The sequence below is a fragment of the Bradyrhizobium sp. Arg816 genome, assembly GCF_029989365.1.
GTDB lineage: Bacteria > Pseudomonadota > Alphaproteobacteria > Rhizobiales > Xanthobacteraceae > Bradyrhizobium.
Map to the genome: position 1 here is coordinate 1,016,396 of NZ_JAPRAQ010000001.1, position 23,163 is coordinate 1,039,558.

Sequence of the window (23,163 nt, forward strand, 5' to 3'; positions counted from 1 at the left end):
AAAATAAGAACCTGCGGCTGGCTCATTTGTTCATGATATGTTCTAATATAAAGCTAACAGCGGCCGGGGAGTCAATCGAATTGGTGCTCATCCGGATTCGTAAGCTGAATCAAAGGGATCCCACGATGGACGTACAACGCAAGCTGGAGATTCTGGCCGATGCCGCCAAATACGATGCGTCGTGCGCCTCCAGCGGCACCGAGAAGCGGGATTCCAGCGATGGCAAGGGCATGGGCTCGACCGCGCCGGGCATGGGCATCTGCCATTCCTACGCGCCGGACGGACGCTGTATCTCGCTGCTCAAAGTGCTCCTGACCAACGCCTGCAACTACGACTGCCTTTATTGCGTCAACCGCGCCTCTTCCAACGTGCCGCGGGCCCGCTTCACCATCGACGAAGTGGTCAAGCTCACGCTCGACTTCTACCGGCGCAATTACATCGAGGGCCTGTTTCTCTCCTCCGGCATCATCCGCAGCCCCGACTACACCATGGAGCAGGTGGTCAGCGTCGCGCGCAAACTGCGCGAGGAGCATCACTTCCGCGGCTACATCCATCTCAAGACCATTCCCGAGGCCGACGACGCGCTGATCGCGGAAGCCGGCAAATATGCCGACCGTCTCTCCATCAACATCGAAATGCCTGAGGAGACGAGCCTGCAGCAATTCGCGCCGGAGAAAGACGTCCGTGCGATCCGCCGCACCATGGGCCGGCTGCGGCTGAAGCTCGACGAGGCCGAGGAAGGCCGCAACGCGAAGACGAAGGCCAGGCCGCAGCGCTTCGCACCGGCCGGGCAAAGCACGCAGATGATCGTCGGCGCCGACGCGGCCTCCGATCACACCATCCTGCACACCAGCGCCAATCTCTACGGCTCATACAGGCTGCGGCGCGTCTACTACTCCGCCTTCAGCCCGATCCCCGATGCGAGCCGCGCCCTGCCCCTGCGTGCACCGCCCTTGCTGCGCGAGCACCGGCTCTACCAAGCCGACTGGCTGATGCGCTTTTACGGTTTTGACGTCGGCGAGATCGTCGACGACAGCGCGATGCTGCCGCTCGACATCGATCCAAAACTCGCCTGGGCGCTGCGCCATCGCGACCGCTTCCCGCTCGACGTCAACCGCGCCAGCCGCGAGGAACTGCTGCGCGTGCCCGGCTTCGGCACCAAGGCGGTCGAACGCATCATCGCGACGCGGCGCACCACCACGATCCGCCTCTCCGATCTCGCGCGGCTGCACGTGCCCCGCAACAAGGCGCTGCCATTCATCGTCCTCAGCGATCACCGGCCCGCCCCGCATCGTCTCGATGCCGCCGGGCTGATCGAACGGTTCAAGCCGAAGGCAACACAACTGGGGTTTGGCTTCTGATGCAGTACATCACCCTCGACACCGAAACCGATTTCGACGGCTGGCGCAAAGCCGCACGGTCGCTCGTGCTGCATCATGTGCAGCCAAGCGATGTCACCTGGACCGTACAAGGCGGCGAAGCGGAGTTGTTCGCGCCACCCGCGCCGTCTCCGATATTTGAGGTGAACGACGGCACCTTCAATGTGTCCGCAAAATTCGTCGAGCTCGCCAAGGCCGCGATCCTGCATCGCGACGGCGAGCGCTTTGCGATCCTCTATCGCCTGCTCTGGCGCTTGAAGGACAATCACGATCTCATCGAGGTCGCGACCGATCCCGATGTCGCGCAGATCACCGCCATGGCAAGAGCAGTCCATCGCGACGAGCACAAGATGCATGCCTTCGTGCGCTTCCGCGAGATCGGACGCGAGCGCGCGGCGCATTACGTCGCCTGGTTCGAGCCGGAGCATCACATCGTCGAGCTTGCCGCGCCGTTCTTCGCCAAGCGCTTCGCCGACATGCCCTGGTCGATCCTGACACCCGATCTGTGTGCGCATTGGGATGGCCACGCGCTCTCGTTCACGTCGGGCGTGAGCAAGAGCGAAGCACCCGGCGAAGACCGGCTGGAGGAAACCTGGCGGCGCTACTACGCCAGCATCTTCAACCCGGCGCGGCTGAAGGTGAAGGCAATGCAGACGGAGATGCCGAAGAAATACTGGAGGAACCTGCCCGAGGCGTCGATCATTAAGCCCTTGATCGAAGACGCCGAGCGCATGACCGGCGCCATGATCGCCAATGCCGCAACCGATCCGCACAAGCCCCAGAAGCGGCCGGAGGCTCCGATGCCACGCAAGCTGGCTGCCGACGATCTCGAAGCGCTCCGCGAGGAGGCCGCACATTGCCGCGCCTGCCCGCTCTACAAGGATGCCACGCAGACCGTGTTCGGCGAGGGCCCGAAAGACGCGACCATCATGCTGGTCGGCGAGCAGCCCGGCGACAAGGAAGACCTGGCCGGCCATCCGTTCGTCGGCCCGGCCGGCCAGATGCTCGACCGTGCGCTGGCGGAAGCCGGCGTCGACCGCAACAAGGTCTATGTCACCAACGCGGTCAAGCACTTCAAATTCGTGCCGCGCGGAAAGATCCGCCTGCACCAGAAGCCGGCGACGCCGGAGATCCGGGCGTGCCGGCAATGGTACGAGCGGGAAGTTTCGGCAATCCAGCCCGAGCTCATCGTGGCGATGGGCGCCACCGCCGCGCAAAGCGTGTTCGGCAAGATCACCCCGATCGGCAAGACCCGCGGCCGGCTCATAGACCTGCCCGACGGACGCAAGGCGCTGGTGACGGTGCACCCGTCCTATCTGCTGCGACTGCCCGATCCGGAAGCCAAGGTGCTGGAATATCAGCGCTTTGTCGATGACCTGAAGATTGCCGCCGGCTTGCAGAAGAAAGCCCCGCGCGCCGCCTAAATACTGGCAAATACTGGAGGGAAAGCGACTTTACGACGCAGTTGTCATCCAGCCTTCAAATCCATCGCGGACAATAGCCCTTCAAATTAGTTAAGGGGCGTCCAAAAATGACAGATATTGCATTCGACCGTGCGGTAGGCGATCCGACGCCTGTCCAGCCGGCTTCCAGGCCAAATCTCGACAAGGGTTTTAACCCGCTAACGATGATCCTGTTCTTCGGCATCCTTGCCGCAGGCCTGCTGTTCGTTGCCTACAGCATCTATGTCGACGTCAACGCGACCGGCACGAAGGTGACGACCTTCCTGCCCTACATCCTCCTGTTCGTCGCGCTGCTGATCGCGCTCGGCTTCGAGTTCGTCAACGGCTTCCACGACACCGCCAACGCGGTGGCGACCGTGATCTACACCCACTCGCTGCCGGCCGAAGTCGCGGTGATGTGGTCGGGCTTCTTCAACTTCCTCGGCGTGCTGCTGTCCTCCGGCGCAGTCGCCTTCGGCATCGTCTCGCTGCTGCCGGTCGAGCTGATCCTCCAGGTCGGCTCGAGCGCCGGCTTCGCCATGGTGTTCGCACTGCTGATCGCCGCGATCATCTGGAACCTCGGTACCTGGTATTTCGGCCTGCCCGCCTCCTCCTCGCACACGCTGATCGGCTCGATCATCGGCGTCGGCATTGCCAACGCAATGATGCGCGGCCGCGACGGCACCTCGGGCGTCGACTGGAGCAAGGCCACCGAGATCGGCTACGCGCTCCTGCTGTCGCCGCTGTTCGGCTTCATCTGTGCCGCCGTGCTGCTGCTGCTGCTCAAGTTCATCGTGCGCAACCCCGCCCTGTACGCCGCGCCCGAAGGCAACAAGGCGCCGCCGCTGTGGATCCGCGGCCTGCTGATCGCGACCTGCACCGGCGTCAGCTTCGCCCACGGCTCGAACGACGGCCAGAAGGGCATGGGCCTGATCATGCTGATCCTGATCGGCACCGTGCCGACGGCTTACGCGCTCAACCGCGCGCTGCCGGAGAGCCAGGTCGCCCAGTTCCAGAAGGTCTCGGAGGCCGCCTCCAAGGTGATCGCGGCCAAGGGCGCCGGTCACTCGATCATCGGCGATCCCCGTCCTGCGGTGACACAGTACATCACCTCGCACCACATCAGCGAAGGCACCTACCCCTCGCTGTCGGTGCTGGTGAAGGATGTCGGCGACCAGGTCGCGAAGTACGGCTCGCTCAACAAGGTGCCGGCGGAAGTGGTCGGCAACACCCGTAACGACATGTACCTGACCTCGGAAGCGATCCGCTTCCTGATGAAGGACAAGGAAAACGACCTCAACAAGGAAGAGGTCGCGACCTTGAACGCCTACAAGGGCGGCCTCGATAGCGCCACGAAGTTCATCCCGACCTGGGTGAAGGTCGCCGTCGCCATCGCGCTCGGCCTCGGCACCATGGTCGGCTGGAAGCGCATCGTCGTCACCGTCGGTGAGAAGATCGGCAAGACCCATCTCACCTACGCACAGGGCGCCTCCGCCGAGCTGGTCGCCGCCGCCACGATCGGCGCCGCCGACGTGTTCGGCCTGCCGGTCTCGACCACCCACGTGCTGTCGTCCGGCGTCGCCGGCACCATGGCCGCGAACGGCTCGGGCCTGCAGATGGCGACCATCCGCAACCTGCTGATGGCCTGGGTGCTGACGCTGCCCTGCGCGATCGCGCTGTCGGCCACGCTGTATGTGATCTTCTCGCGGATTTTCTGAGCCGATCATTCCGCAAAGACAAAGGGCCCGTGCGATGCACGGGCCCTCTTCGTTTGTGCTTCGGTTCGGCGTTAAGACGCCGCGAGCGACTCCTCGACCAGCTTGACCCAATAGGACGTGCCGAACACGATCGCCTCGTCGTTGAAATTGTAGGCGGGGTGATGCAGGCCGGCGCTGTCGCCGTTGCCGCAGAAGATGAACGCGCCGGGCCGCGCTTCCAGCATGTAGGCGAAATCCTCGCCACCCATCAGCGGCGGCATCTCGTGCACATTGGCCTCGCCGGCAACGTTCCTGGCGATGCGCCGCGCCACCTCGGTCTCCGCGGCGTGGTTGTTCACGACAGGGTAGTTGCGCTTGTAGTGCAGGTCGATCCTGGCACCGGTGATCTGCGCCACGCCCGCCACCACTTCGTGCACGCGCTTCTCGACCAGCTTGCGCACCTCCGGCGACAACGTGCGGATGGTGCCCCTCAGCGTCGCGGTCTGCGGAATGACGTTGCGGGCATTGCCGGCGTGGAATTCGCAGATCGAGATCACGGCCGATTCCAGCGGATCGACGCTGCGGGCGACGATCGACTGCAGCGCGGTGATCACCTGCGCGCCGACCAGCACGGAATCGATGCATTTGTGCGGTCGCGCGGCGTGGCCGCCGAGGCCCTCGATCATGATGTCGACCTCGTCGGTCGCCGCCATTATCGGGCCCGGCCGGATCGCGAACGAGCCGATCGGAATGCCCGGGCCGTTGTGCATGCCGTAGACCTGCTCGATGCCGAAGCGCTCCATCAGGCCGTCCTTGACCATGGCCGCGCCGCCGGCGCCGCCCTCCTCGGCCGGCTGGAAGATCACGACAGCATCGCCGGCGAAGTTGCGGGTCTCGGCGAGATAGCGGGCCGCACCGAGCAGCATCGCGGTGTGGCCGTCATGGCCACAGGCGTGCATCTTGCCCGGAATCTTGGAGGCGTAAGGCAGGTTGGTCTGCTCGTCGACGGGCAGCGCGTCCATATCGGCACGCATGCCGATCACCTTGAGCCCATCGCCGGCCGGCTTGCTGCCCTTGATCACGCCAACCACGCCGGTCTGCCCGAGGCCGGTCACGACCTCGTCGCAGCCGAACTCGCGCAGTCGGTCCGCCACGAATGCTGCGGTGCGGTGAACGTCGTACAGCAGCTCCGGGTGCTGGTGGATGTCCCGGCGCCAGGCCTGAATATCGGGTTGGAGGTCGGCGACGCGGTTCACGATGGGCATGGAGGGTCTCAAGCTTTGTTGGGAATACAGGACTGTCTACCATGCAAGCACCAGTCCACCTAACTCCCGCGGATCGAGGGTCCCCTGTGCTCTCGTCATGGCCGGGCCTGTCACCGGCTTGTCTTGGCCATCCACGTCTGACTATTAGGACGGAAAGCGCGTGGATGCCCGGGACAAGCCCGGGCATGACGCCTGTTTGGGTGGAAGCAGCAGAATGCCGAGGCGGCTCGAAGGTGAGTTTGACTACATTGTCGTCGGAGCCGGCACGGCCGGCTGCATCATCGCCAACCGCCTCTCGGCCGAGCCAGGGAATCGCGTCCTCATCCTCGAAGCCGGCGGCGACGACAACTGGATCTGGTTCCACATTCCGGTCGGCTATCTCTTCGCGATCGGCAATCCGCGCTCGGACTGGATGTTCAAGACCGAGGCCGAGCCGGGCCTGAACGGCCGCTCGCTGGCCTATCCCCGCGGCAAGGTGATTGGCGGCTCATCGGCGATCAACGCCATGATCTCCATGCGCGGACAGGCCGCCGATTACGACCACTGGCGCCAGCTCGGCATGACCGGCTGGGGCTATGACGACGTGCTGCCGCTGTTTAAGCGGCTCGAGGATCATTTCCTCGGCGCGAGCGAACATCACGGCACCGGCGGCGGCTGGCGCATCGAGGCGCCACGGCTGTCATGGGCCGTTCTCGACGCCGTCGGCGACGCCGCCGAGGAGATGGGCATCAAGCGCATCCCGGATTTCAACACCGGTGACAACGAAGGCACCAGCTATTTCCACGTCAACCAGAAGCGCGGCCGGCGCTGGTCGTCGGCGCGCGGCTTCCTCAAGCCGGCGCTGAACCGCCAAAATCTGCGGCTCGAGAAGAACGTGCTGGTCGATCGTCTCATCATCGAGCAGGGCCGCGCCGTCGGCGTACGCTTCATCCAGAATGGCGAGGTCATCGAGGCGCGTGCCAAGCGCGAAGTGATCCTCTCGGCAGGCTCCATCGGCTCAGTGCAGGTGCTGCATCGCTCCGGCATCGGCCCCGCCGACTGGCTGTCGCCGCTCGGCATCGACATCGTGATGGACAAGCCTGGAATCGGCCGCAACCTCCAGGACCATCTCCAGCAGCGCGCGATCTACAAGGTCGAGGGTGTCCGCACGCTGAACGAGACCTATTACAACCTGTTCCGCCGTGGCTTGATGGGGCTCGACTACGCCTTCCGCCGCCGCGGCCCGCTGACCATGGCGCCGTCGCAGCTCGGCATCTTCACGCGCTCCGACGCGACGCGCGCCCGCGCCAACATCCAGTTCCACGTGCAGCCGTTGTCGCTCGACAAGTTCGGCGATCCCCTGCACCGCTTCCCCGCGATCACGGTGAGCGCCTGCAATCTGCAGCCGACCTCACGCGGCACGATACGGCTGCGCTCGGCAAGCCCGGACGAGAAGCCGATCATCGCGCCGAACTATCTGTCGACCGACGACGATCGCCAGGTCGGCGCCGACGCCATCCGCACCACGCGGCGGCTGATGCAGCAGAAGGCGCTCGCGAAATATCGCCCGAGCGAATATCTGCCCGGTCCCACCGTCGGCGACGACGACGCCTCTCTCGCCAAGGCCGCCGGTGACATAGGCACCACCATCTTCCATCCCGTCGGCACCGCGAAGATGGGCGCGGCGAATGATCCGATGGCGGTGGTGGACGAGCGGTTGCGGTTCTACGGCCTGAGCGGCCTGCGCATTATCGACGCGTCGATCATGCCGACGATAACGTCAGGCAATACCAACACGCCGACCGCGATGATCGCCGAGAAGGGCGCGACGATGATTTTGGAGGATGCGAAGTAGCATCCTGTCCCCATGATCAATCCACATCGCTTCTCCATCGGCCCCACTGACGCGCAGATCGCGATGCTGCAATGGGGCGAGAGCGGGAGGCCGCCCGCGCTGCTCGTGCACGGCACCGGTTTCGTCGCCGACGTCTGGGACGAGGTCGCGCGCGAGCTTGTATCGACCTACACCGTCTATGCGCTCAACCGCCGCGGCCATGGCGCGAGCCACAAGCCCGATGCCTATCATTTCCTTGATTATGCCGAGGATGTCTGCCGGGTGATCGATGCGCTCGATCTGCGCGACGTCTACGGCATCGGCCACAGCGCAGGTGCGACCGATCTTCTGCTTGCGGCAAAACTCTTGCCCGGATGCTTCACACGCCTGTTCGTGATGGAGCCGACGGCGATGGATCCGCGCGCGGCGCGGCCCGGAGGCTTGAGCGAAGACTCCTTGTCCCGCGTGCAGGGCACGCTGCGCAGGCGGGCCGAGTTCGACAGTGCCTACACGGTGTTCGAGCGCTACCGCGCTGCGCCGGCGTTTGCCGATTGGACCGAGACCTCGCTCCGGGCCTATGTGCAGCACGGCTTCGTGCCGCTCGACGATGGCCGTGTCCGGCTCTGTTGCACGCCCGAGATCGAGTACGCGATGCTGCGTCCGATCTACGAGGCGATGGAGCAGGTTTACGTTGGCGATGCCCGCGGCAACCCGTTTGCAGGGCTCACCGAGATCGAATGCCCCGTCCGCGTCGCGACTGCCGCGAAATCGGGACCGATCTACAAGGAGATGGCGTCACGCGCCGTGTCGCTGATTCCGCGCGTCAGCACGATGGTCTTCGAGGGCGCCGGGCACTGCGTGGCGCAGGAAGTGCCGGAGCGCGTGGTGGCCGCCGTGCGGGAGTTCGCCAAATCCCCTGCGTAGCCCGGATGGAGCGAAGCGTAATCCGGGGATAGCCGCGCCCCCGCATTCCGCTGCGCTCCAATCTCGACCTCACGAAAACGTCATCGCATCCGGGAATAAGCCTCGCCCTCCCCCAATCAACTCCCCGAAGCCCAATTCCGGGCGAAGTGGAGACGTGCGATGAGCGGACACGATCACGGGGACGGCGTCAGCCGCCGCAAGGTGCTGGAATGCATGACCTGGGCCGGCACCGGGGTGCTCTGGACCATCACGGGCGGCGTCCCGCGCTCGCTCGGTATCATCGATTCCGCGCAGGCCGCCACGGCAGCTGCGCCCGGCATGACCTTCCTCCAGATCAGCGACAGCCATGTCGGCTTCGACAAGCCGGCCAATCCCAACGCGCTCGGCACGCTGGAGGAAGCCGTCAACAAGATCAACGCGATGCCGGCAAAACCCTCCTTCATGATCCACACCGGCGACATCACGCATCTGTCGAAGGCCGCCGAGTTCGACAATGCCGACCGCATCATCTCGCAGAGCAAGCTCGACGTGCACTATGTGCCGGGCGAGCATGACTTCCTCGACGAGGAGGTGAAGTTCTATCGCGAGCGTTACGGCCGCGGCACCAAGGGTGCAGGCTGGTATTCGTTCGACGCCGGCGGCGTACACTTCATCGGCCTCGTCAACGTCGTCGACCTCAAGGCCGGCGGCCTCGGCAATCTCGGCGCCGAGCAACTCGCCTGGCTCGAGGACGATCTGCGCGGCAGGTCGAAATCGACACCGATCGTGCTGTTCGCGCACATCCCGCTCTGGACGGTCTATCCCGAATGGGGCTGGGGCACCGAGGACGGCGGCCGCGCGCTGGAACAGGTGAAAGGTTTCGGCTCCGTCACCGTGCTGAACGGCCATATCCATCAGGTGATGCAGAAGGTCGAGGGCAACGTCACCTTCCACACCGCGCGGTCGACTGCGTTCCCGCAGCCGGCGCCGGGGGCCGCGCCCTCGCCCGGACCAATGAAGGTCGAGGACGCAAGACTGCGCTCCATGCTCGGCGTCGCCAGCGTCAACTTCAAGCAGAACGAGCAGCGGCTCGCGATCATCGACACGCCGCTGCAGGGTTGATCCAAGAGTGAACCGAAAAAGGCTGAACGGAAGCTGACAATGAAAACACTCAATCGCCGCGACTTCGGTGTCGACTTCGGTCTCGCTTTGGTCGCAGCCATCCTGTTGCCCGCAACGACGGCCCGTGCCGACGACATGGAAGTGCATATCGACAATTTCGTTTTCCAGCCGGCCGAGCTCAAGATCAAGCTCGGCACCACCGTGACCTGGACCAACAGGGACGACATCCCGCACACGATCGTTTCGGCCGGCAAGTTCAGGTCGAAGACCCTGGACACCGACGACAAGTTCTCGTTCACCTTCACCAATGCGGGCGACTACAAATATTTTTGTTCGTTGCACCCGCACATGACGGGGATGATCAAGGTTGAGTAACGTCTCGAACCAAGGCATCAACGTCTTGCCCGGCCGGTGGTCCCACGCCGGCCGGGCTCGTGTGCCTTCGGTCACACACCCCGACGAAACGAACAGGGACGAAACAACGCGACGCGCAGAACAAGAGGCAAAGCGAGGAGCGATGCCCGCCAACGACGATTTGCAGAAGGCGCAGCGCTTCCGCGAAGCCGCGCTGCCCTATCTCGACGACGTCTACACGCTCGCGCGCTATCTGCTGCGCGATGCCTCCGACGCTGAGGATGCGGTGCAGGAGTGCTATCTGCGCGCGCTGAAGCATTTTGACAGCTATCGCGGGCCGGCGATGAAGCCCTGGCTGTTCGCGATCCTGCGCAACGTCTGCAACGCCGAATATGCGCGCCGCGCACACAGGCCCAGCGCGATCGAGGATACGCCCGGCGCCGCCGAGCAGACGCCGATCTGGCAGGAGAGCGAGGCGAGCCCCGAGACCGAGGTGCTGCGCAGCCGCGATGCTGGCGCCATCCGCAAGCTGATCGACGCGCTCGCCGAACCGTTCAAGGAAACATTCGTGCTGCGGGAGATCAACAACCTGTCCTATCGTGAAATCGCCGAGGCCGTCGGCGCCCCCGTCGGCACCGTGATGTCCCGCCTCGCCCGCGCCCGCGCCATGCTGCGCGCGGCCTGGACGGCGGAAGAGGAGCACTCGAGATGACCTGCGACGAAGCAAAAATCCTGCTTCACGCGCTGCTCGACAACGAGCTGGATGCCGGCCACGCGCGCGAGGTCGAAGCCCACATTGCCAGCTGCCCGGACTGCGCCGCGGAGTTTGCCGCACAACGCGAGATGCAGCGCGTGCTCGCCGACACCGATTTGCGCTATACCGCGCCGGCAAGCCTGCGCGCCCGGATTGAAGCCGCGCTGCCGCAGCCGCAGCGCCGGCAACCGACCCGCCGCTCCGTGCTGCGCGGCTTCGCGATGGGCTCTGCCGTCTCCGCGCTCGCCGCCTCCGGCGTCGTCGCCGTGGTGCTGCGCCAGGACGACCAGCAGCGCATCCTGTCGGAGGTCGTCTCCGCGCATCTGCGCTCGCTCCAGGCCGGCCATCTCATCGACGTGGTCTCGACCGACCAGCACACCGTGAAGCCGTGGTTCAACGGCAAGCTCGACGTCGCCCCGCCCGTGATCGATCTCACCGCGCAAGGCTTCACGCTGGTCGGCGGCCGGCTCGACTATATCGACGCCCGCGCCATCGGTGCCGTCGTCTACAAGCGCCGGCAGCATGTGATCAATTTGTTCGTATCGCAGACATCGAACGCGGAATATCGCGCGCCGAAGACCGAGACCATGCAGGGCTTCAACTGCCGCCGCTGGGGCAATCGCGGCCTGAACTTCTGGGCCGTCAGCGATATCGGCGCCGACGAGCTCGCCGAGTTCGTCGACAAGTTCGAGGCGGCGATGAAGGCGAATGTGGAGGGGTAGCTGGCATCACCGTCATTGCCAGCGAAGCGAAGCAATCCAGCCCGCATCCGCAGAGGGATACTGGATTGCTTCGCTCGCAATGACGATCGCTGAGATAGATCGGCGAATTTACGCCGACCGCCGCACCGCGTTGTCCACCAGCGTCTTGCCGAGCGACCAGATCGCGCCGGGGACCTTGTGGCTGCCGGCGATGACGTCGTCGAAGGCGCGCTCGATCCAGCCGCAATCTTCCTCGGTGATGGTGAGCGGCGGCAACAGCTTGATGGTGTGGCTGCCGTGACCGGCGACTTGGGTGAGGATCTTGTGGTCCTTGAACAGCGGCACGGTGATGAGCTGGCAGAACAGGCCCTTGTTGGCAGCTTCCAGCACGTTCCAGGATGCCCGCAGCCGCAGCGACTTCGGCGGGCCGAACTCGACGCCGATCATCAGGCCCTTGCCGCGCACTTCCTTCATCAACTCGTAGCCGGGGACCATGCGCGTCAGCGCCAGGCGCAGCTCGGCGCCGCGCTTGGCGGCGGACTCGATCAGCTTCTCGGACTCCATGACGTCGAGCGTGGCAATGCCCGCGGCCATGGCGAGGTCATTTTTCGAGAAGGTCGAACCGTGCACCACAGCGCGGTCCATCTGATTAAAAATCTTGTCGAAGATGCTCTTGCGCGTCAGCACGGCGCCGACCGGCACGTGGCCGCCGGACAGCGACTTCGACAGCAGCACCATGTCGGGCTCGACGTTCCAGTGCTCGACCGCCAGGAAGCGGCCGGTGCGGCCCATGCCGGTCTGGATCTCGTCGGCGACGAACAGCGTGCCGTATTTCTTGCAGAGTGCGGCAGCACCCGGCAGGAACTCGTCGGTGGGCATGTTGACGCCCTTGCCCTGGATCGGCTCGACGACGAAGGCCGCGACCTCGCGCGAGGCCAGCGCCTTTTCGAGCGCGGCGAGGTCGTTGAACGGAATCGAGGTGCAGCCGGGCAGCAGCGGCTCGAAGCCGGTGCGGAAGTTCGAATCACCCGTCAGCGACAGCGCGCCGTAGGTCAGGCCATGATAGCCGTGGGCGCAATAGACGATGCCGGGACGGCCGGTGGCGCCGCGGGCGAACTTGATCGCCGCTTCGACGCATTCGGCCCCGGAATTGGCGAAGAACGCCTTGTCGAGATAGGGGACGTATTTCAGCAGCCGCTCGGCGAGCACGCCGGCGAGCACCGAGACGTCGAACTGGACGAGATTGGGCAGGTCGGCATCGAGCACGCTCTTGAGCGCCTCGCGCATGACAGGGTGATTGCGCCCGATCGCGAACACGCCAAAGCCGGACAACAGGTCGAGATAGCGCGCCCCCTCGCGATCGTAGAGGTACTGCCCCTGCCCCTTCTGGAAGCCGACATCGTAGCCGATGGTCTTGAGAACCCGAACGAACTGCTCGTTCAGATACCGATTATGCAGGGTGCTGCGCTGGGCCTGACGGTCCGCGAATAGCTGAGACATGTCTGGATTTGGGCTGTGCATCCGCTACATACTTCGCTTGAGGGCCGGCTCGTCAACTGAAAAGGGACCGTTGCTGAAAACGGTCTGTGCGGCCTTTTGCCCTTTTTCGGACCATCTTCGCAAGCACAGCTTTAAACCATGTTGCACTGCCAAGGAACTATCATGCGTTTAGCCCTTTACACCGGACTAATACTGGCTGGTGGTTACACCTGCCTGACACCCGCGCTCGCCGCCGATCCGACCGGCGACTGGCGGGTCGCCGACGCCGTCGCCAATATTCGTGTCGCCCAATGCAATGGCAGCATGTGGGGCGCGGTTTCCTGGGAAAAGCAGCCCGGCGGCCGCGATGAATACAATCCGGATCAGTCGAAAAAGACCAGGCCGACGCTGGGCATGGCGACCCTGATCGACATGAAGAAGAAGCCCGGCGTCGATCAGTGGGAAGGGCAGGTCTACAACGCCAAGGACGGCCAGCTCTACAGCGCAACCATCACGCCCGTCGGCACCGACCAGCTCGAAATCAAGGGCTGCGTGATGGGCTTCCTCTGCGGCGGCGAGACCTGGACCCGCGTCGCCCCGCCGATTCCTTTGAGCACCGCCAACGCCATGGCCAAGGGCGCGCCGAAGCCCACCGGCGCGGCGCCGAAAGCCCCAGGCACCACAGGCGGCGCCACAACAGGCGGCACGACCGCCGCCAGCGCCACAGCGCCTGCCCCTGCCCCCGCGGCCCAGAAGACCGCGACCACCGCCAAGCCCGGTCAGAAGAACGCCGCCGACCTGGTCGGCGACATCTGCCTACTCCCTGAGATTGCGGGGTTTGCCCATTAGGGCCGGCTGGAACAGCAGCACTGCGGCAAGCGTCGTCACCAGCGAGAGTGCGAGCAGCTTGCCCATGCTGGACGTTCCAGGGTGGCTCGACAGCCACAGGCTGCCGAACGCGGTCGCCGTCGTCAGCGCGCTGAAAAAGATCGCGCGCGTCAGGCTGGTCTGGAGCAGGTTTGTCCTGCCCGAGCGCCAGGCCACGACATAATAGATCTTGAAGGCGACGCCGACGCCGAGCAGCAGCGGGAACGCGACGATGTTGGCGAAGTTGAGCGGCAGGCCGATCAACACGCAGATTTCGAGCGTGACCGCGCCGGCGACCAGCAGCGGCACCAGCGTCATCAGCACGTCGACGAACCGCCGCAGCGTGATCCAAAGCAACAGGCCGATCACCAGCAACGCGTAGATGCCGGCGTGGATGAACGCCTTCACCACGGTGTCACCGGATTTCAGGATCGAGACCGGCCCGCCGATCGCGGTCGGCTCGGCAGCGAGCACGGCGGCTGCAAACTTACGCAGCGTGTCGTTGTCGTTGGGATCGCCCTTCGGCTGCACCTCGACGCGGATGATCCCGTCCTTGCTCTTCCAGGCGCTGACGAGCTCGGGGGGCAGTGAGGCCAGGGTGACCGGCCCGGCCTGCATCGCGTTCCTGAGCTGGTCGAACACGATCTTCAGCGGCGTGACGAACACGTCCTGAGCCTTGTTCCGCGTCGCCTCGTCGCCATTGGCGAGCTTCTCGAGCACGTCCGCCAGCCGGCGCGAGGCGACGGCGCCCGGGCCCTTCGCGTCACCGGCGGTCCGGCGCAGATTGTCGACCGAGGATTTCAGCGAATCGACGTTCTCCTTGTCGGTCGGCGCCGCGTCGACCTGATCAGGGTTGAGCGCGGGATTCAGCACCTTGGCGCCCTGCGCGAGCAGCTTCAGCTTCGGCGGCTGGTCTTGCGGCACGAAGCTGTCGAGCGACATCACGCGCAGCACCTCAGGCACCTTCTCCAGCTTCGCCTCGACCTGCCTCGCCTGCTCCTCGGACGTGGTCATCACGTTGATGGCATTGGCGCCGGTGTTCGGATCCTTGCGCAAATCGAGGAACGTCGCGATCGACTCCGCGTGCGGGTTGCGCAGGTTCATCGGGTTGAAGTCGAACTTCAGGAAGTAGAGCAGCGGCAGGCCGGCGAGCGCCAGCAGCAACGTGCCGCCCACGACCAGCACACGGTGCTTCTCCAGAAAGTAATCGAGCGGCGCCAGGAAGGCATAACCGACGGGTTCCTGCTCACCGGGCGGATTCAACAGCTTCAGCATTGCGGGCAGTACGGTGATGCTGGAGAGGAACGCCACCAGCATGCCGACGCCGGCGATCTGGCCGAGCTCGGAGATGCCCTTGTAATCGGTGGGCAGGAAACAGAGGAAGCCGGCGGCGGTCGCCATGGCCGCCAGCGACAGCGGCACCGCGGAGCGCTTGGCGGCAAGCACCAGCGCGCCGGAGAGATCGTTGTGCTTGTAGCGCTCTGAGCGGTAGCGGACGCTATACTGGATACCAAAATCGACGCCCAGTCCCACGAACAGCACGGCGAACGCGATCGACAGCAAATTGAACGAGCCGACCATCATCAGGCCGGCAGCGGTCGTCAGCGCAAGGCCGACGAAGAGATTGACGAACACCGCGAAAATGATCTTCGACGAGTGCAGCGCCATCCACAAGATAAGCAGCACGACCAGCACAGTCCCGACGCCGTTGACGACGGCGCCTTCCTGGACGGTGGCGTATTCCTCGTTGGCGATCGGGACCGGACCGGTCAGTCGCACTCGGGCCTGGTATTTGTTCGCAAAATCCAGATCAACTGCCGCCTTGCGGATCGCGTCGGTGGCGCCCTTGCCGGGCTCCAGCGCGTTGTAGTCGAGGATCGGCTTGAACTCGATGAAGGCGCGCTTATCGGAATCCGTCAGCGGCTCGTCGCTGACGAGCTCACGCCAGGAGAAGCTCGCTTTGCCCTTGTTGAGCACGGTCTCGACCGTCTGCGCAATCTGATTGAAGGGCCGCGCGGTATTGTCGAGCTTGACCTGGCCGCGCTTGACGCCGGCAAGTCCCGTCTCCAGCGCGCCGGTCAGGCCGCGGATCGAGGGATCACCGGCCATGATCTCGATCAGGGGCGCTGCGGATTCGAACTGGCTGGTGATCTTGCCGACCTCTTCGGTCGGCAGGAACAGCAAGCCGTTCTTCTCGAAGAACTCGCCGGTGCCGAGCTGCTGCATCGACTGGAAGTCGGTCTTGTTGTCCTTCAGCTTGGCGAAGAGCGCATCCGCCGCCGCGGTCGCCATCTCCGGCGTCCTGGCCTCGACGACCGCGAGAATCGTCGCGTCGCGGTCGAAGGCACGGTCGAATTGCTGGTCGCGCTGGCGCCAGTCCAAATTCTGGGCAATCAGCGAATTGATGTCGGTGTTGATGGCGAAATGCTTAGACGTGTAATAGCCCGCCCCCACCGAAAGCAGGAGCCCGAGAACGACGACGAGGGAGGCAAACCGGGTGCAGGCCCTGACGATGGCAACGACTACGCTTTGCAGCATCTTTTCTTTCTGCGGTTAACAGCTTGCCGGAAACGCCCGCTGTTTATCGGAGTTCCCCAGCGAAACCTATTGCTGTTTTGAGTGGTTCTCGCCGCACGAAGGTTCGAGGTAAACGGCGACAGACCGTGGCAAAATCATGCGGGGCGGTCGGTATAGCCGGTGACTTGAGGCGGGAAAGTGGCGAAGAGCTGAGCACAAATGTCGCCATTTTGCTCAGGGCGAATACCCTATTATAATACCGTGGATTCGTACCGTCACGGAACCAGGGTTTCATCCGGTCTTTCCTTTTTGCCGATTTTTTGACACAAAGTGCTGTGCCTCCATGCGCCGGGCCCCAACTGGGGTGGGCGGTTACCGCGTGCGCGAAACCAATGGTGCGGTTATTGCAACTCATTGGGCAGTATCGAGGTGCCGCCGGGGACTTGAGAAGCGGATTGGTGCAACTTGCGTGATGGGCGTCCTATGGAAGTTTATCTAGCGCAGCCGCGCGGCTTTTGCGCAGGCGTGGTGCGTGCGATCGAGATCGTGGAACGGGCGCTGGAGAAGTACGGCCCGCCCGTCTACGTGCGCCACGAGATCGTGCACAACAAGTACGTGGTCGAGAGCCTGAAGAACAAGGGCGCGATCTTTGTCGAGGAATTATCCGAGGTTCCGCCGAAGGCCGTGACCGTTTTCAGTGCCCATGGCGTCGCCCGCAGCGTCGAGGAAGAGGCTGCCGCGCGCGACCTACCGGTGCTCAATGCCACCTGCCCCCTGGTCACGAAAGTTCACAATCAGGGGAAGCGCTACATCGCCAGGGGCCGCACCCTGATCCTGATCGGCCATGCCGGCCACCCCGAAGTCGAGGGTACGATGGGCCAGGTTCCCGCCCCGGTGCTGCTTGTCCAAAGCGTTGAAGAGGTTAAGGCCTTGACGCTGCAGGCGGATACGCCAGTGGCCTACATCACCCAGACCACCCTGTCGGTCGACGACACCAAGGACATTATTGCGGCCCTCCAGGCCCGCTTTACAGATATTCAAGGTCCGGATATCCGGGATATCTGCTATGCGACACAGAACCGCCAATCTGCGGTAAGGGACTTGAGCAAGCTGGTCGACGTGATCTTGGTGGTGGGCGCCGCTAATAGCTCGAACTCGAACCGGCTCCGCGAAATCGGCACTGAGGCCGGCGTCGCGAGTTATTTGATTGCCGACGGCAGCGCGCTCAATCCGGAGTGGTTGAAAGATGCCAAGACCGTCGGCGTCACGGCCGGCGCTTCGGCGCCTGAGGTACTCGTGGATGACGTGATCGAAGCGATGCGGCGGATCGGACCAGTCAAGGTCTCGGTGCTGCCGGGCCGCGAGGAAAACATTGAATTCCGGCTTCCGGCCGAACTGGCTGCGAGCTGACCCACCCGAATTCCAAGCCCAGAAAGAAACTTGTAATGGCTATCCCCTTCTTCAAGGAAATGCGTATCGGCGGCTATTTGCTCAAGCAGAAACTGCTTGGCCGCAAGCGCTATCCGCTCGTGCTGATGCTGGAGCCGCTGTTCCGCTGCAACCTCGCCTGCGTCGGCTGCGGCAAGATCGATTATCCGGATGCGATCCTCAACCGCCGCATGACCGCACAGGAGTGCTGGGACGCGGCCGACGAGTGCGGCGCGCCGATGGTCGCGATTCCCGGCGGCGAGCCGCTGATCCACAAGGAGATCGGCGAGATCGTGCGTGGCCTCGTCGAACGCAAGAAGTTCGTCTCGCTCTGCACCAACGCGCTGCTTCTCGAGAAGAAGCTCGACCTGTTCACGCCCTCCCCGTACCTGTTCTTCTCGGTGCATCTCGACGGCCTGAAGGACCATCACGACAAGGCCGTGTCGCAGAAGGGCGTGTTCGACCGCGCCGTCTCCGCGATCAAGGCGGCCAAGGCGCGCGGCTTCACCGTCAACGTCAACGCCACCATCTTCGACGGCCATCCGGCCGAGGAGATCGCGAAGTTCCTCGACCTCACCGTCGAGCTTGGTGTCGGCGTCTCGATGTCGCCGGGCTATGCCTATGAGCGTGCGCCGGACCAGGAGCACTTCCTCAACCGCACCAAGACCAAGAAGCTGTTCCGCGACGTCTTCGCGATGGGCAAGGGCAAGAAGTGGAACTTCATGCATTCCGGCCTGTTCCTGGACTTCCTCGCCGGCAACCAGGAATACGAGTGCACGCCGTGGGGCATGCCCGCGCGCAACATCTTCGGCTGGCAGAAGCCCTGCTATCTGCTCGGTGAAGGCTACGCCAAGACCTTCAAGGAGCTGATGGACACCACCGACTGGGAGACCTACGGCACCGGCAAGTACGAGAAATGCGCCGACTGTATGGCCCATTGCGGCTACGAGCCGACGGCGGCGACCGCAGCCTTCAACAACCCGCTGAAGGCGATGTGGGTGTCGCTGCGCGGCATCAGGACCACGGGTCCGATGGCGCCCGAGATCGACATGAGCAAGCAGCGCCCGGCGCAGTACATCTTCTCGGCGGAAGTGCAGAAGCGCCTGTCGGAGATCCGCAAGGACGAGGCCGCCGCCGCGCAGGAGAAGGCCGCTCGGAAGGCTTCGACTGCCGCGTAAGCACGCGAGTCGGTACGAACGAAAAAGGCCCGGTCGCCACCGCGACCGGGCCTTTTCTTTTGTTCAGCTCACGCGCCGGGAGGAAGAGCGGAGTGATGCGCGGGGCTACGCTCCGCCCTCACGCATCAGACCGGTTAGCGTCACATCAGAAGTGGACCTCGGTGCGCATGCCGAGAACCACGGCATTGTCGGTCTTCACGCCCGCGGCGTTATAGCCGCGCCCGCCGGGATTGATCACATATTGCGCGTCGAACTTGAGGTTCAGCCAGCCGGTTGCCTGCCAGCCGTACCAGACTTCGATCGGAACTTCGTTGCCGCCGGCATTGGGGCTGAGCGCCGCCGAATTCACATGTGTCGTGCCCACCGCGAAGCCGACTTCGTCCTGGGGGCGCCAGCTGAACGTTCCGGTATGCCGGAAGCCTCCGGCGATCTGGTAGTCCTGGTACGACGTCCGGTGATCGGCAACGGTCGTATTGAGGAAGGTGTACCAACCCTGCGCGTCCGGACCGTCGACGGTCAAGCGCTGAAGGATGGACTCGTAGACGCCGTAGCGGCCGCGTTGATCCCCGAGATTTTGATCCGGGACGCCTCCAATGCCGGGGATGGTGGAGACAACACCGGGAAGGCCACCATCAATGGTCGATGCGCTGTCGTACCAGCCGCCAAATCTCCAGGTCCCGTTCAAGGGCCCCTTCGGCGCCCAGACCAACTCCACCGGCACCATCACGCCGCTGGCGGGGGTTGAGGCGGGAATCCCCGGCAAGAAGTAGACGGTCGAGTCTGACGTCGTCAGATAATTCGGATTGGCGTCGTAGACGCCGACCGAGATCGTGAATTCCGGGGCCAGCTTGTAGTGGACGACACCGGCCCACTGGCTCACCGGCCAGTTATAGATGTACCCACCCTGGATGTTGCCGGGCTGACCGCCGCAGAAGGTCAGGTTGATGAACTCGCACAGACCGAAGAAGAAGTCGGAGCCGACCGGAAGACGGCCGCCCTTGAGTTCGAGGCGATCATCGAAAAGTTTCTGCGAGTAATAGAGTTGGGTCAGGCGAAAGATATTTCCGCGGCCGAAAACTTCGTTGGTCAGCTGCAAGGCCGGAATGCCTGCCTCGGTATTCAGGTTGTCGCCGAAACGCTGGACCAGCGTGAGGCCGACCGTGCCGCCCGGGATGCCGGCAAGCTTCGCCATATCGAGCTTGGCACCGAACCACAATTGTCCAGCGTTGGCCGCGGTGTTCCTATCTCCTCCCGACAGGTTGCCGACGGTTTCATTACCCAGCGTCAAGCCCAGATCGATGCCCTGCTCCTTCAGCCTCGTTCTGCCGAGATCGCCAAACAGATACGGTCTCGTCCAGAAGTCGTCGGCCTGCGCATAAGGCAGAGGCGCAGCTTTCGTTGAAAAATCGGCCGCATGTACCGCACCGCCCAACAGCGATGACAAAGCAATCCCCACACCGCACGCGCGTGCGGTGTTCACAAACCTGCGCAACATCTTCTTCGTCCTCCCGCCGTCTCAGGCTTTGTCATTCTTGCCTCGCGTTCCTGCCAAGCCCTCGAGCCTGGAACGCGCTCCTTCCCCAGCACACACCGTCGCAGCCGCCCACCCACGAAGCTGCCTTGTGTCAACTGGAGCCTGGATCCGTCATGCCTGGTCGCCCGTTCTCACCGGCAGCGCGTCCACGCCGCGCGGTGCTGCGCCCTGCTGTCCTTCAAACGTCGATCTCGGCGCCGTACGGGCGAGGCCGGCCAGCGCCTGCTTTCGTCGCCGCCGGGCCTGCAACTGATGATCCGCCAACACGCCGATCAAAATCACCGTCCCCATCACCGCAAAGTTCAGGGAATTGGGGATGCCCAGGATATTCACGAGGTTCTGCAGCACCTGCAGCAGCGCAGTCCCCAGCACGATGCCGAGAATGGAGCCTTCGCCACCGCGCAGACTGCACCCGCCCAGGACGGCAGCCGCGATCGCGTAGAGCTCATAGAAATTGCCGAAGGAGCTCGGCGACACCGAGTTCGTGTAGAACACGAACAAGACTGTCGAAACGCCGGCGAGCCCACCGCTGATGATGTAGGCGGTTGCGATCACGACATTCGTGTTGATGCCCGAGAAGCGCGCCGCTTCCTCGTTCTTGCCGACGGCATAAAGCCAGCGCCCGTAGACCGAGCGGTGCAGCAGCACGCCGAGGACGAGCGCAAGGATGATCAGAAGGATGAACGTATTCGGGATGCCCGCCACATTGCCGGAGGCAATGCTGCTCAGCGTCCCGGCCTCGTCGCCGTAGCCGAAGCCGCGTGTCGAGTCGCTCGTATAGTAGCGGGCGGCGCCGCGATAGATCAGCAACCCGCACAGCGTCACGATGAAGGGCTGCATCTTCAGCCGGGTGACGAGGAAACCCTGAATGCCTCCCAGCACCAGCCCGCCCAGCAACACCGCCAGCAGCGCCAGGGGCCAGGGAACCTGATAAGTCGTCAGAAGGTCGATGAAGACGACGCCGAGCAGCGCGAACATCGAGCCGAGCGAGAGGTCGATGCCGCCGGTGATGATCACGAGCCCCTCGCCAAGCGCAAACACACCGAACAGGCCGATCAGATTGGCCATGTTCAGCAAGTTCACCAGCGACAGGAAGGCCGGATTGATCGCGCCCGTGACGGCGGAAATCACCAGGAGCAGCAGGCCGAGGCCGAGTTCCTTCTTGTTCATGGCGCAGCGGCTTCCACGGTTTCTGGCGCCTGGCCGATTGCAAGCTGCAACACGTTGTATTCGCTGAACTGCGGGCGCTCCAGCACGCCGCTGACGCTCCCTTCATGCATCACCGCGATCCGGTCGGAGACGCCGATGACCTCCTCCATGTCCGAAGAAATCATCACGATCGCGACGCCCTGGTCGGCGAGCTCGCGCATCAGCGCGTAGATCTCGCTCTTGGCACCGACATCGACGCCACGGGTCGGCTCGTCGAAGAACATCACGCGCGGCTGCATGGAGAGCCACTTGCCCAGCACCACCTTCTGCTGGTTGCCGCCGGAGAGCGTCACGGCCTCCATATCGATGCTCGGCACCTTGATGGAGAGCCGCCTCACCTGCTCTTTCGCGACCTTGCGCTCGGCCGGGCCGCTGACCAGCCACATCCGCGCATAATTCAGCAGGCTGGCCAGCGTCACGTTCTCCCGGATCGGCAGCTCCAGCACGAGCCCGGATTTCTTGCGATCCTCCGGCATCAGATAGATGCCTTGCCTGATCGCGTCCTGTGGCGAGGCGACATCGACCGGCGCGTTGTCGAGCCTGATCTCGCCGCCCAGCAGCGGGTCAATGCCGAAAGCCGCGCGAGCCAAGGAGGTGCGACCGGCGCCCACGAGCCCTGCCAGTCCGAGTATCTCGCCATGCCGCACGGAAAGATCGATCTGCCGGTCGGGAAAGGCCGATGTCACGAGGCCGACAATGTCGCAGCCACCCGGCTGCGGCGGCCGCTTCGGCGGCGTATGCAGCGCTTTCAGGTCGCGACCGATCATCAGCCGGATCATTGCGGCATGGCTCAGCCTGTCGCGCGCCAGCTCTCCCACCGTGCGCCCGTCGCGGAGCACCACGACGCGGTCGGCGCAGGTCATGATCTCGCAGAGCCGGTGAGAGATATAGATCACCGATATGCCATGCGCCTTCAGATCGGCAATCACCTCCAGCAACCGTTCAGTTTCCGAAATCGTCAGGCTGGAGGTCGGCTCGTCCATGATGATCACGCGGGCATCGATCGAGAGCGCCTTGGCGATCTCCACCAACTGACGCTCGGCGATCGACAAATTGTCGACCAGCGTGTCCGGGGTGAAATCGGCGCCCAGCCGCTCCAGCAGCGGCGTCACGCGAGCGCGCATCTCCACATTGTCCACCAGCTTCAGCGGGCCGCCGACAACCCGCTCGCGCCCAATGAAGACGTTTGCGGCGACGTCGAGATTTTCGAAAAGGTTCAGTTCCTGATGCACGAAGGCGATGCCGGCCTGCGTCGCCTCGTTCACCGTCATACCGGCATGGTCGATGCCGCCGATGCGGATCACGCCCTCGCTCGGCGCGATCACGCCACCCAGCACGCGCATCAGCGTCGATTTGCCGGCGCCGTTCTCGCCGATCAGGCCCAACACCTCGCCGCGGTACACACGCAGGCTGACGTCGTCGAGGGCCATGACCCCGGGATAGGACTTGCTGATCCCGGCGAGTTCGAACAGGATTTCCGCCATTCATTTCCTCCCGCACGACGCCCGACTGTGCCAGCCG

At 64.0% G+C, this 23,163-nt stretch carries 18 protein-coding genes; 12 read left to right on the top strand and 6 right to left on the bottom strand.

The window, feature by feature from the left end:
• The first annotated feature begins 125 nt into the window (after nt 1-125).
• The 3 genes from OWC48_RS04685 to OWC48_RS04695 all read left to right on the top strand — a co-directional run bounded on the left by OWC48_RS04685 (nt 126) and on the right by OWC48_RS04695 (nt 4,539).
• Nucleotides 126-1,361 (top strand): putative DNA modification/repair radical SAM protein, encoded by a 1,236-nt coding sequence (locus OWC48_RS04685; protein WP_282518885.1) that lies wholly within the window; start codon nt 126-128, stop codon nt 1,359-1,361.
• Nucleotides 1,361-2,803: a UdgX family uracil-DNA binding protein gene (locus OWC48_RS04690; protein ID WP_282518886.1), complete on the top strand. Its 1,443-nt coding sequence runs from the start codon at nt 1,361-1,363 to the stop codon at nt 2,801-2,803. The genes OWC48_RS04685 and OWC48_RS04690 overlap by 1 nt, the downstream gene beginning before the upstream one ends.
• 107 nt (nt 2,804-2,910) lie before the next feature.
• Entirely contained in the window at nt 2,911-4,539 is a 1,629-nt protein-coding gene (locus OWC48_RS04695) for an inorganic phosphate transporter (RefSeq protein WP_282518887.1), read from the top strand.
• Between the two features lie 71 nt (nt 4,540-4,610).
• On the opposite strand, the gene OWC48_RS04700 is transcribed toward OWC48_RS04695, so the two are convergent.
• Entirely contained in the window at nt 4,611-5,783 is a 1,173-nt protein-coding gene (locus tag OWC48_RS04700) for a M20 aminoacylase family protein (protein WP_282518888.1), read from the bottom strand.
• A gap of 214 nt (nt 5,784-5,997) precedes the next feature.
• Here OWC48_RS04700 and OWC48_RS04705 point away from each other — a divergent pair, with 214 nt between their 5' ends.
• The 6 genes from OWC48_RS04705 to OWC48_RS04730 all read left to right on the top strand — a co-directional run bounded on the left by OWC48_RS04705 (nt 5,998) and on the right by OWC48_RS04730 (nt 11,451).
• Nucleotides 5,998-7,617 carry a GMC family oxidoreductase gene (locus OWC48_RS04705; RefSeq protein WP_282518889.1) on the top strand — a complete coding sequence of 540 codons (1,620 nt, stop codon included), beginning with the start codon at nt 5,998-6,000 and terminating at the stop codon, nt 7,615-7,617.
• Between the two features lie 12 nt (nt 7,618-7,629).
• Complete coding sequence (locus OWC48_RS04710; protein WP_282518890.1) at nt 7,630-8,520, top strand: alpha/beta fold hydrolase; 891 nt, start codon at nt 7,630-7,632, stop codon at nt 8,518-8,520.
• 159 nt (nt 8,521-8,679) lie between these two features.
• Entirely contained in the window at nt 8,680-9,621 is a 942-nt protein-coding gene (locus OWC48_RS04715; RefSeq protein WP_282518891.1) for a metallophosphoesterase, read from the top strand.
• Nucleotides 9,622-9,660: 39 nt separating this feature from the next.
• Nucleotides 9,661-9,996: a cupredoxin family copper-binding protein gene (locus OWC48_RS04720; protein WP_282518892.1), complete on the top strand. Its 336-nt coding sequence runs from the start codon at nt 9,661-9,663 to the stop codon at nt 9,994-9,996.
• Nucleotides 9,997-10,138: 142 nt separating this feature from the next.
• On the top strand, nt 10,139-10,687 hold the full coding sequence (locus OWC48_RS04725) for a sigma-70 family RNA polymerase sigma factor (protein ID WP_028146963.1): 549 nt from the start codon (nt 10,139-10,141) through the stop codon (nt 10,685-10,687).
• Nucleotides 10,684-11,451, top strand: a complete 768-nt coding sequence (locus tag OWC48_RS04730) for an anti-sigma factor (protein ID WP_282518893.1) — start codon at nt 10,684-10,686, stop codon at nt 11,449-11,451. The genes OWC48_RS04725 and OWC48_RS04730 overlap by 4 nt, the downstream gene beginning before the upstream one ends.
• Nucleotides 11,452-11,559: 108 nt before the next feature.
• Here OWC48_RS04730 and hpnO read toward each other — a convergent pair whose 3' ends face one another.
• Nucleotides 11,560-12,951, bottom strand: coding sequence for an aminobacteriohopanetriol synthase HpnO (gene hpnO / locus OWC48_RS04735; protein WP_028146959.1), 1,392 nt, complete (start codon nt 12,949-12,951; stop codon nt 11,560-11,562).
• A 141-nt stretch (nt 12,952-13,092) separates the two neighbouring features.
• Between hpnO and OWC48_RS04740 the strand changes: the two genes are divergently transcribed.
• The gene (locus OWC48_RS04740; RefSeq protein ID WP_282518894.1) at nt 13,093-13,758 is read left to right on the top strand and encodes a DUF2147 domain-containing protein; all 666 of its coding nucleotides are present in this window, start codon (nt 13,093-13,095) and stop codon (nt 13,756-13,758) included.
• Here the strand turns inward: OWC48_RS04740 and OWC48_RS04745 are convergent.
• On the bottom strand, nt 13,726-16,314 hold the full coding sequence (locus OWC48_RS04745) for an MMPL family transporter (RefSeq protein ID WP_282518895.1): 2,589 nt from the start codon (nt 16,312-16,314) through the stop codon (nt 13,726-13,728). The two genes, OWC48_RS04740 and OWC48_RS04745, sit on opposite strands and share 33 nt — an antisense overlap.
• A 462-nt stretch (nt 16,315-16,776) precedes the next feature.
• On the opposite strand from OWC48_RS04745, the gene ispH reads away from it, so the two are divergent.
• Nucleotides 16,777-17,703 (top strand): 4-hydroxy-3-methylbut-2-enyl diphosphate reductase, encoded by a 927-nt coding sequence (gene ispH, locus OWC48_RS04750; protein ID WP_028159756.1) that lies wholly within the window; start codon nt 16,777-16,779, stop codon nt 17,701-17,703.
• Nucleotides 17,704-17,738: 35 nt separating this feature from the next.
• A complete protein-coding gene (gene hpnH, locus OWC48_RS04755) occupies nt 17,739-18,899 on the top strand; it encodes an adenosyl-hopene transferase HpnH (RefSeq protein WP_282518896.1) in 1,161 nt (386 codons plus the stop codon).
• A gap of 145 nt (nt 18,900-19,044) precedes the next feature.
• On the opposite strand, the gene OWC48_RS04760 is transcribed toward hpnH, so the two are convergent.
• The 3 genes from OWC48_RS04760 to OWC48_RS04770 form a co-directional block, all read right to left on the bottom strand.
• Nucleotides 19,045-20,394 (bottom strand): carbohydrate porin, encoded by a 1,350-nt coding sequence (locus tag OWC48_RS04760; RefSeq protein WP_282518897.1) that lies wholly within the window; start codon nt 20,392-20,394, stop codon nt 19,045-19,047.
• Nucleotides 20,395-20,544: 150 nt separating this feature from the next.
• Nucleotides 20,545-21,603, bottom strand: coding sequence for an ABC transporter permease (locus OWC48_RS04765; RefSeq protein WP_282518898.1), 1,059 nt, complete (start codon nt 21,601-21,603; stop codon nt 20,545-20,547).
• A complete protein-coding gene (locus OWC48_RS04770) occupies nt 21,600-23,126 on the bottom strand; it encodes a sugar ABC transporter ATP-binding protein (RefSeq protein WP_282518899.1) in 1,527 nt (508 codons plus the stop codon). The genes OWC48_RS04765 and OWC48_RS04770 overlap by 4 nt, the downstream gene beginning before the upstream one ends.
• Between the last annotated feature and the right edge of the window lie 37 nt (nt 23,127-23,163).

Coding starts and splice junctions, on each gene's coding strand:
- OWC48_RS04740 (WP_282518894.1), top strand. CDS start 13,093: ATGCGTTTAGCCCTTTACACCGGACTAATACTGGCTGGTGGTTACACC.
- OWC48_RS04745 (WP_282518895.1), bottom strand. CDS start 16,314: ATGCTGCAAAGCGTAGTCGTTGCCATCGTCAGGGCCTGCACCCGGTTT.
- OWC48_RS04695 (WP_282518887.1), top strand. CDS start 2,911: ATGACAGATATTGCATTCGACCGTGCGGTAGGCGATCCGACGCCTGTC.
- OWC48_RS04770 (WP_282518899.1), bottom strand. CDS start 23,126: ATGGCGGAAATCCTGTTCGAACTCGCCGGGATCAGCAAGTCCTATCCC.
- hpnO (WP_028146959.1), bottom strand. CDS start 12,951: ATGCACAGCCCAAATCCAGACATGTCTCAGCTATTCGCGGACCGTCAG.
- OWC48_RS04690 (WP_282518886.1), top strand. CDS start 1,361: ATGCAGTACATCACCCTCGACACCGAAACCGATTTCGACGGCTGGCGC.
- OWC48_RS04685 (WP_282518885.1), top strand. CDS start 126: ATGGACGTACAACGCAAGCTGGAGATTCTGGCCGATGCCGCCAAATAC.
- OWC48_RS04760 (WP_282518897.1), bottom strand. CDS start 20,394: ATGTTGCGCAGGTTTGTGAACACCGCACGCGCGTGCGGTGTGGGGATT.
- OWC48_RS04710 (WP_282518890.1), top strand. CDS start 7,630: ATGATCAATCCACATCGCTTCTCCATCGGCCCCACTGACGCGCAGATC.
- OWC48_RS04725 (WP_028146963.1), top strand. CDS start 10,139: ATGCCCGCCAACGACGATTTGCAGAAGGCGCAGCGCTTCCGCGAAGCC.
- OWC48_RS04700 (WP_282518888.1), bottom strand. CDS start 5,783: ATGCCCATCGTGAACCGCGTCGCCGACCTCCAACCCGATATTCAGGCC.
- OWC48_RS04765 (WP_282518898.1), bottom strand. CDS start 21,603: ATGAACAAGAAGGAACTCGGCCTCGGCCTGCTGCTCCTGGTGATTTCC.
- OWC48_RS04720 (WP_282518892.1), top strand. CDS start 9,661: ATGAAAACACTCAATCGCCGCGACTTCGGTGTCGACTTCGGTCTCGCT.
- hpnH (WP_282518896.1), top strand. CDS start 17,739: ATGGCTATCCCCTTCTTCAAGGAAATGCGTATCGGCGGCTATTTGCTC.
- OWC48_RS04730 (WP_282518893.1), top strand. CDS start 10,684: ATGACCTGCGACGAAGCAAAAATCCTGCTTCACGCGCTGCTCGACAAC.
- ispH (WP_028159756.1), top strand. CDS start 16,777: ATGGAAGTTTATCTAGCGCAGCCGCGCGGCTTTTGCGCAGGCGTGGTG.
- OWC48_RS04715 (WP_282518891.1), top strand. CDS start 8,680: ATGAGCGGACACGATCACGGGGACGGCGTCAGCCGCCGCAAGGTGCTG.
- OWC48_RS04705 (WP_282518889.1), top strand. CDS start 5,998: ATGCCGAGGCGGCTCGAAGGTGAGTTTGACTACATTGTCGTCGGAGCC.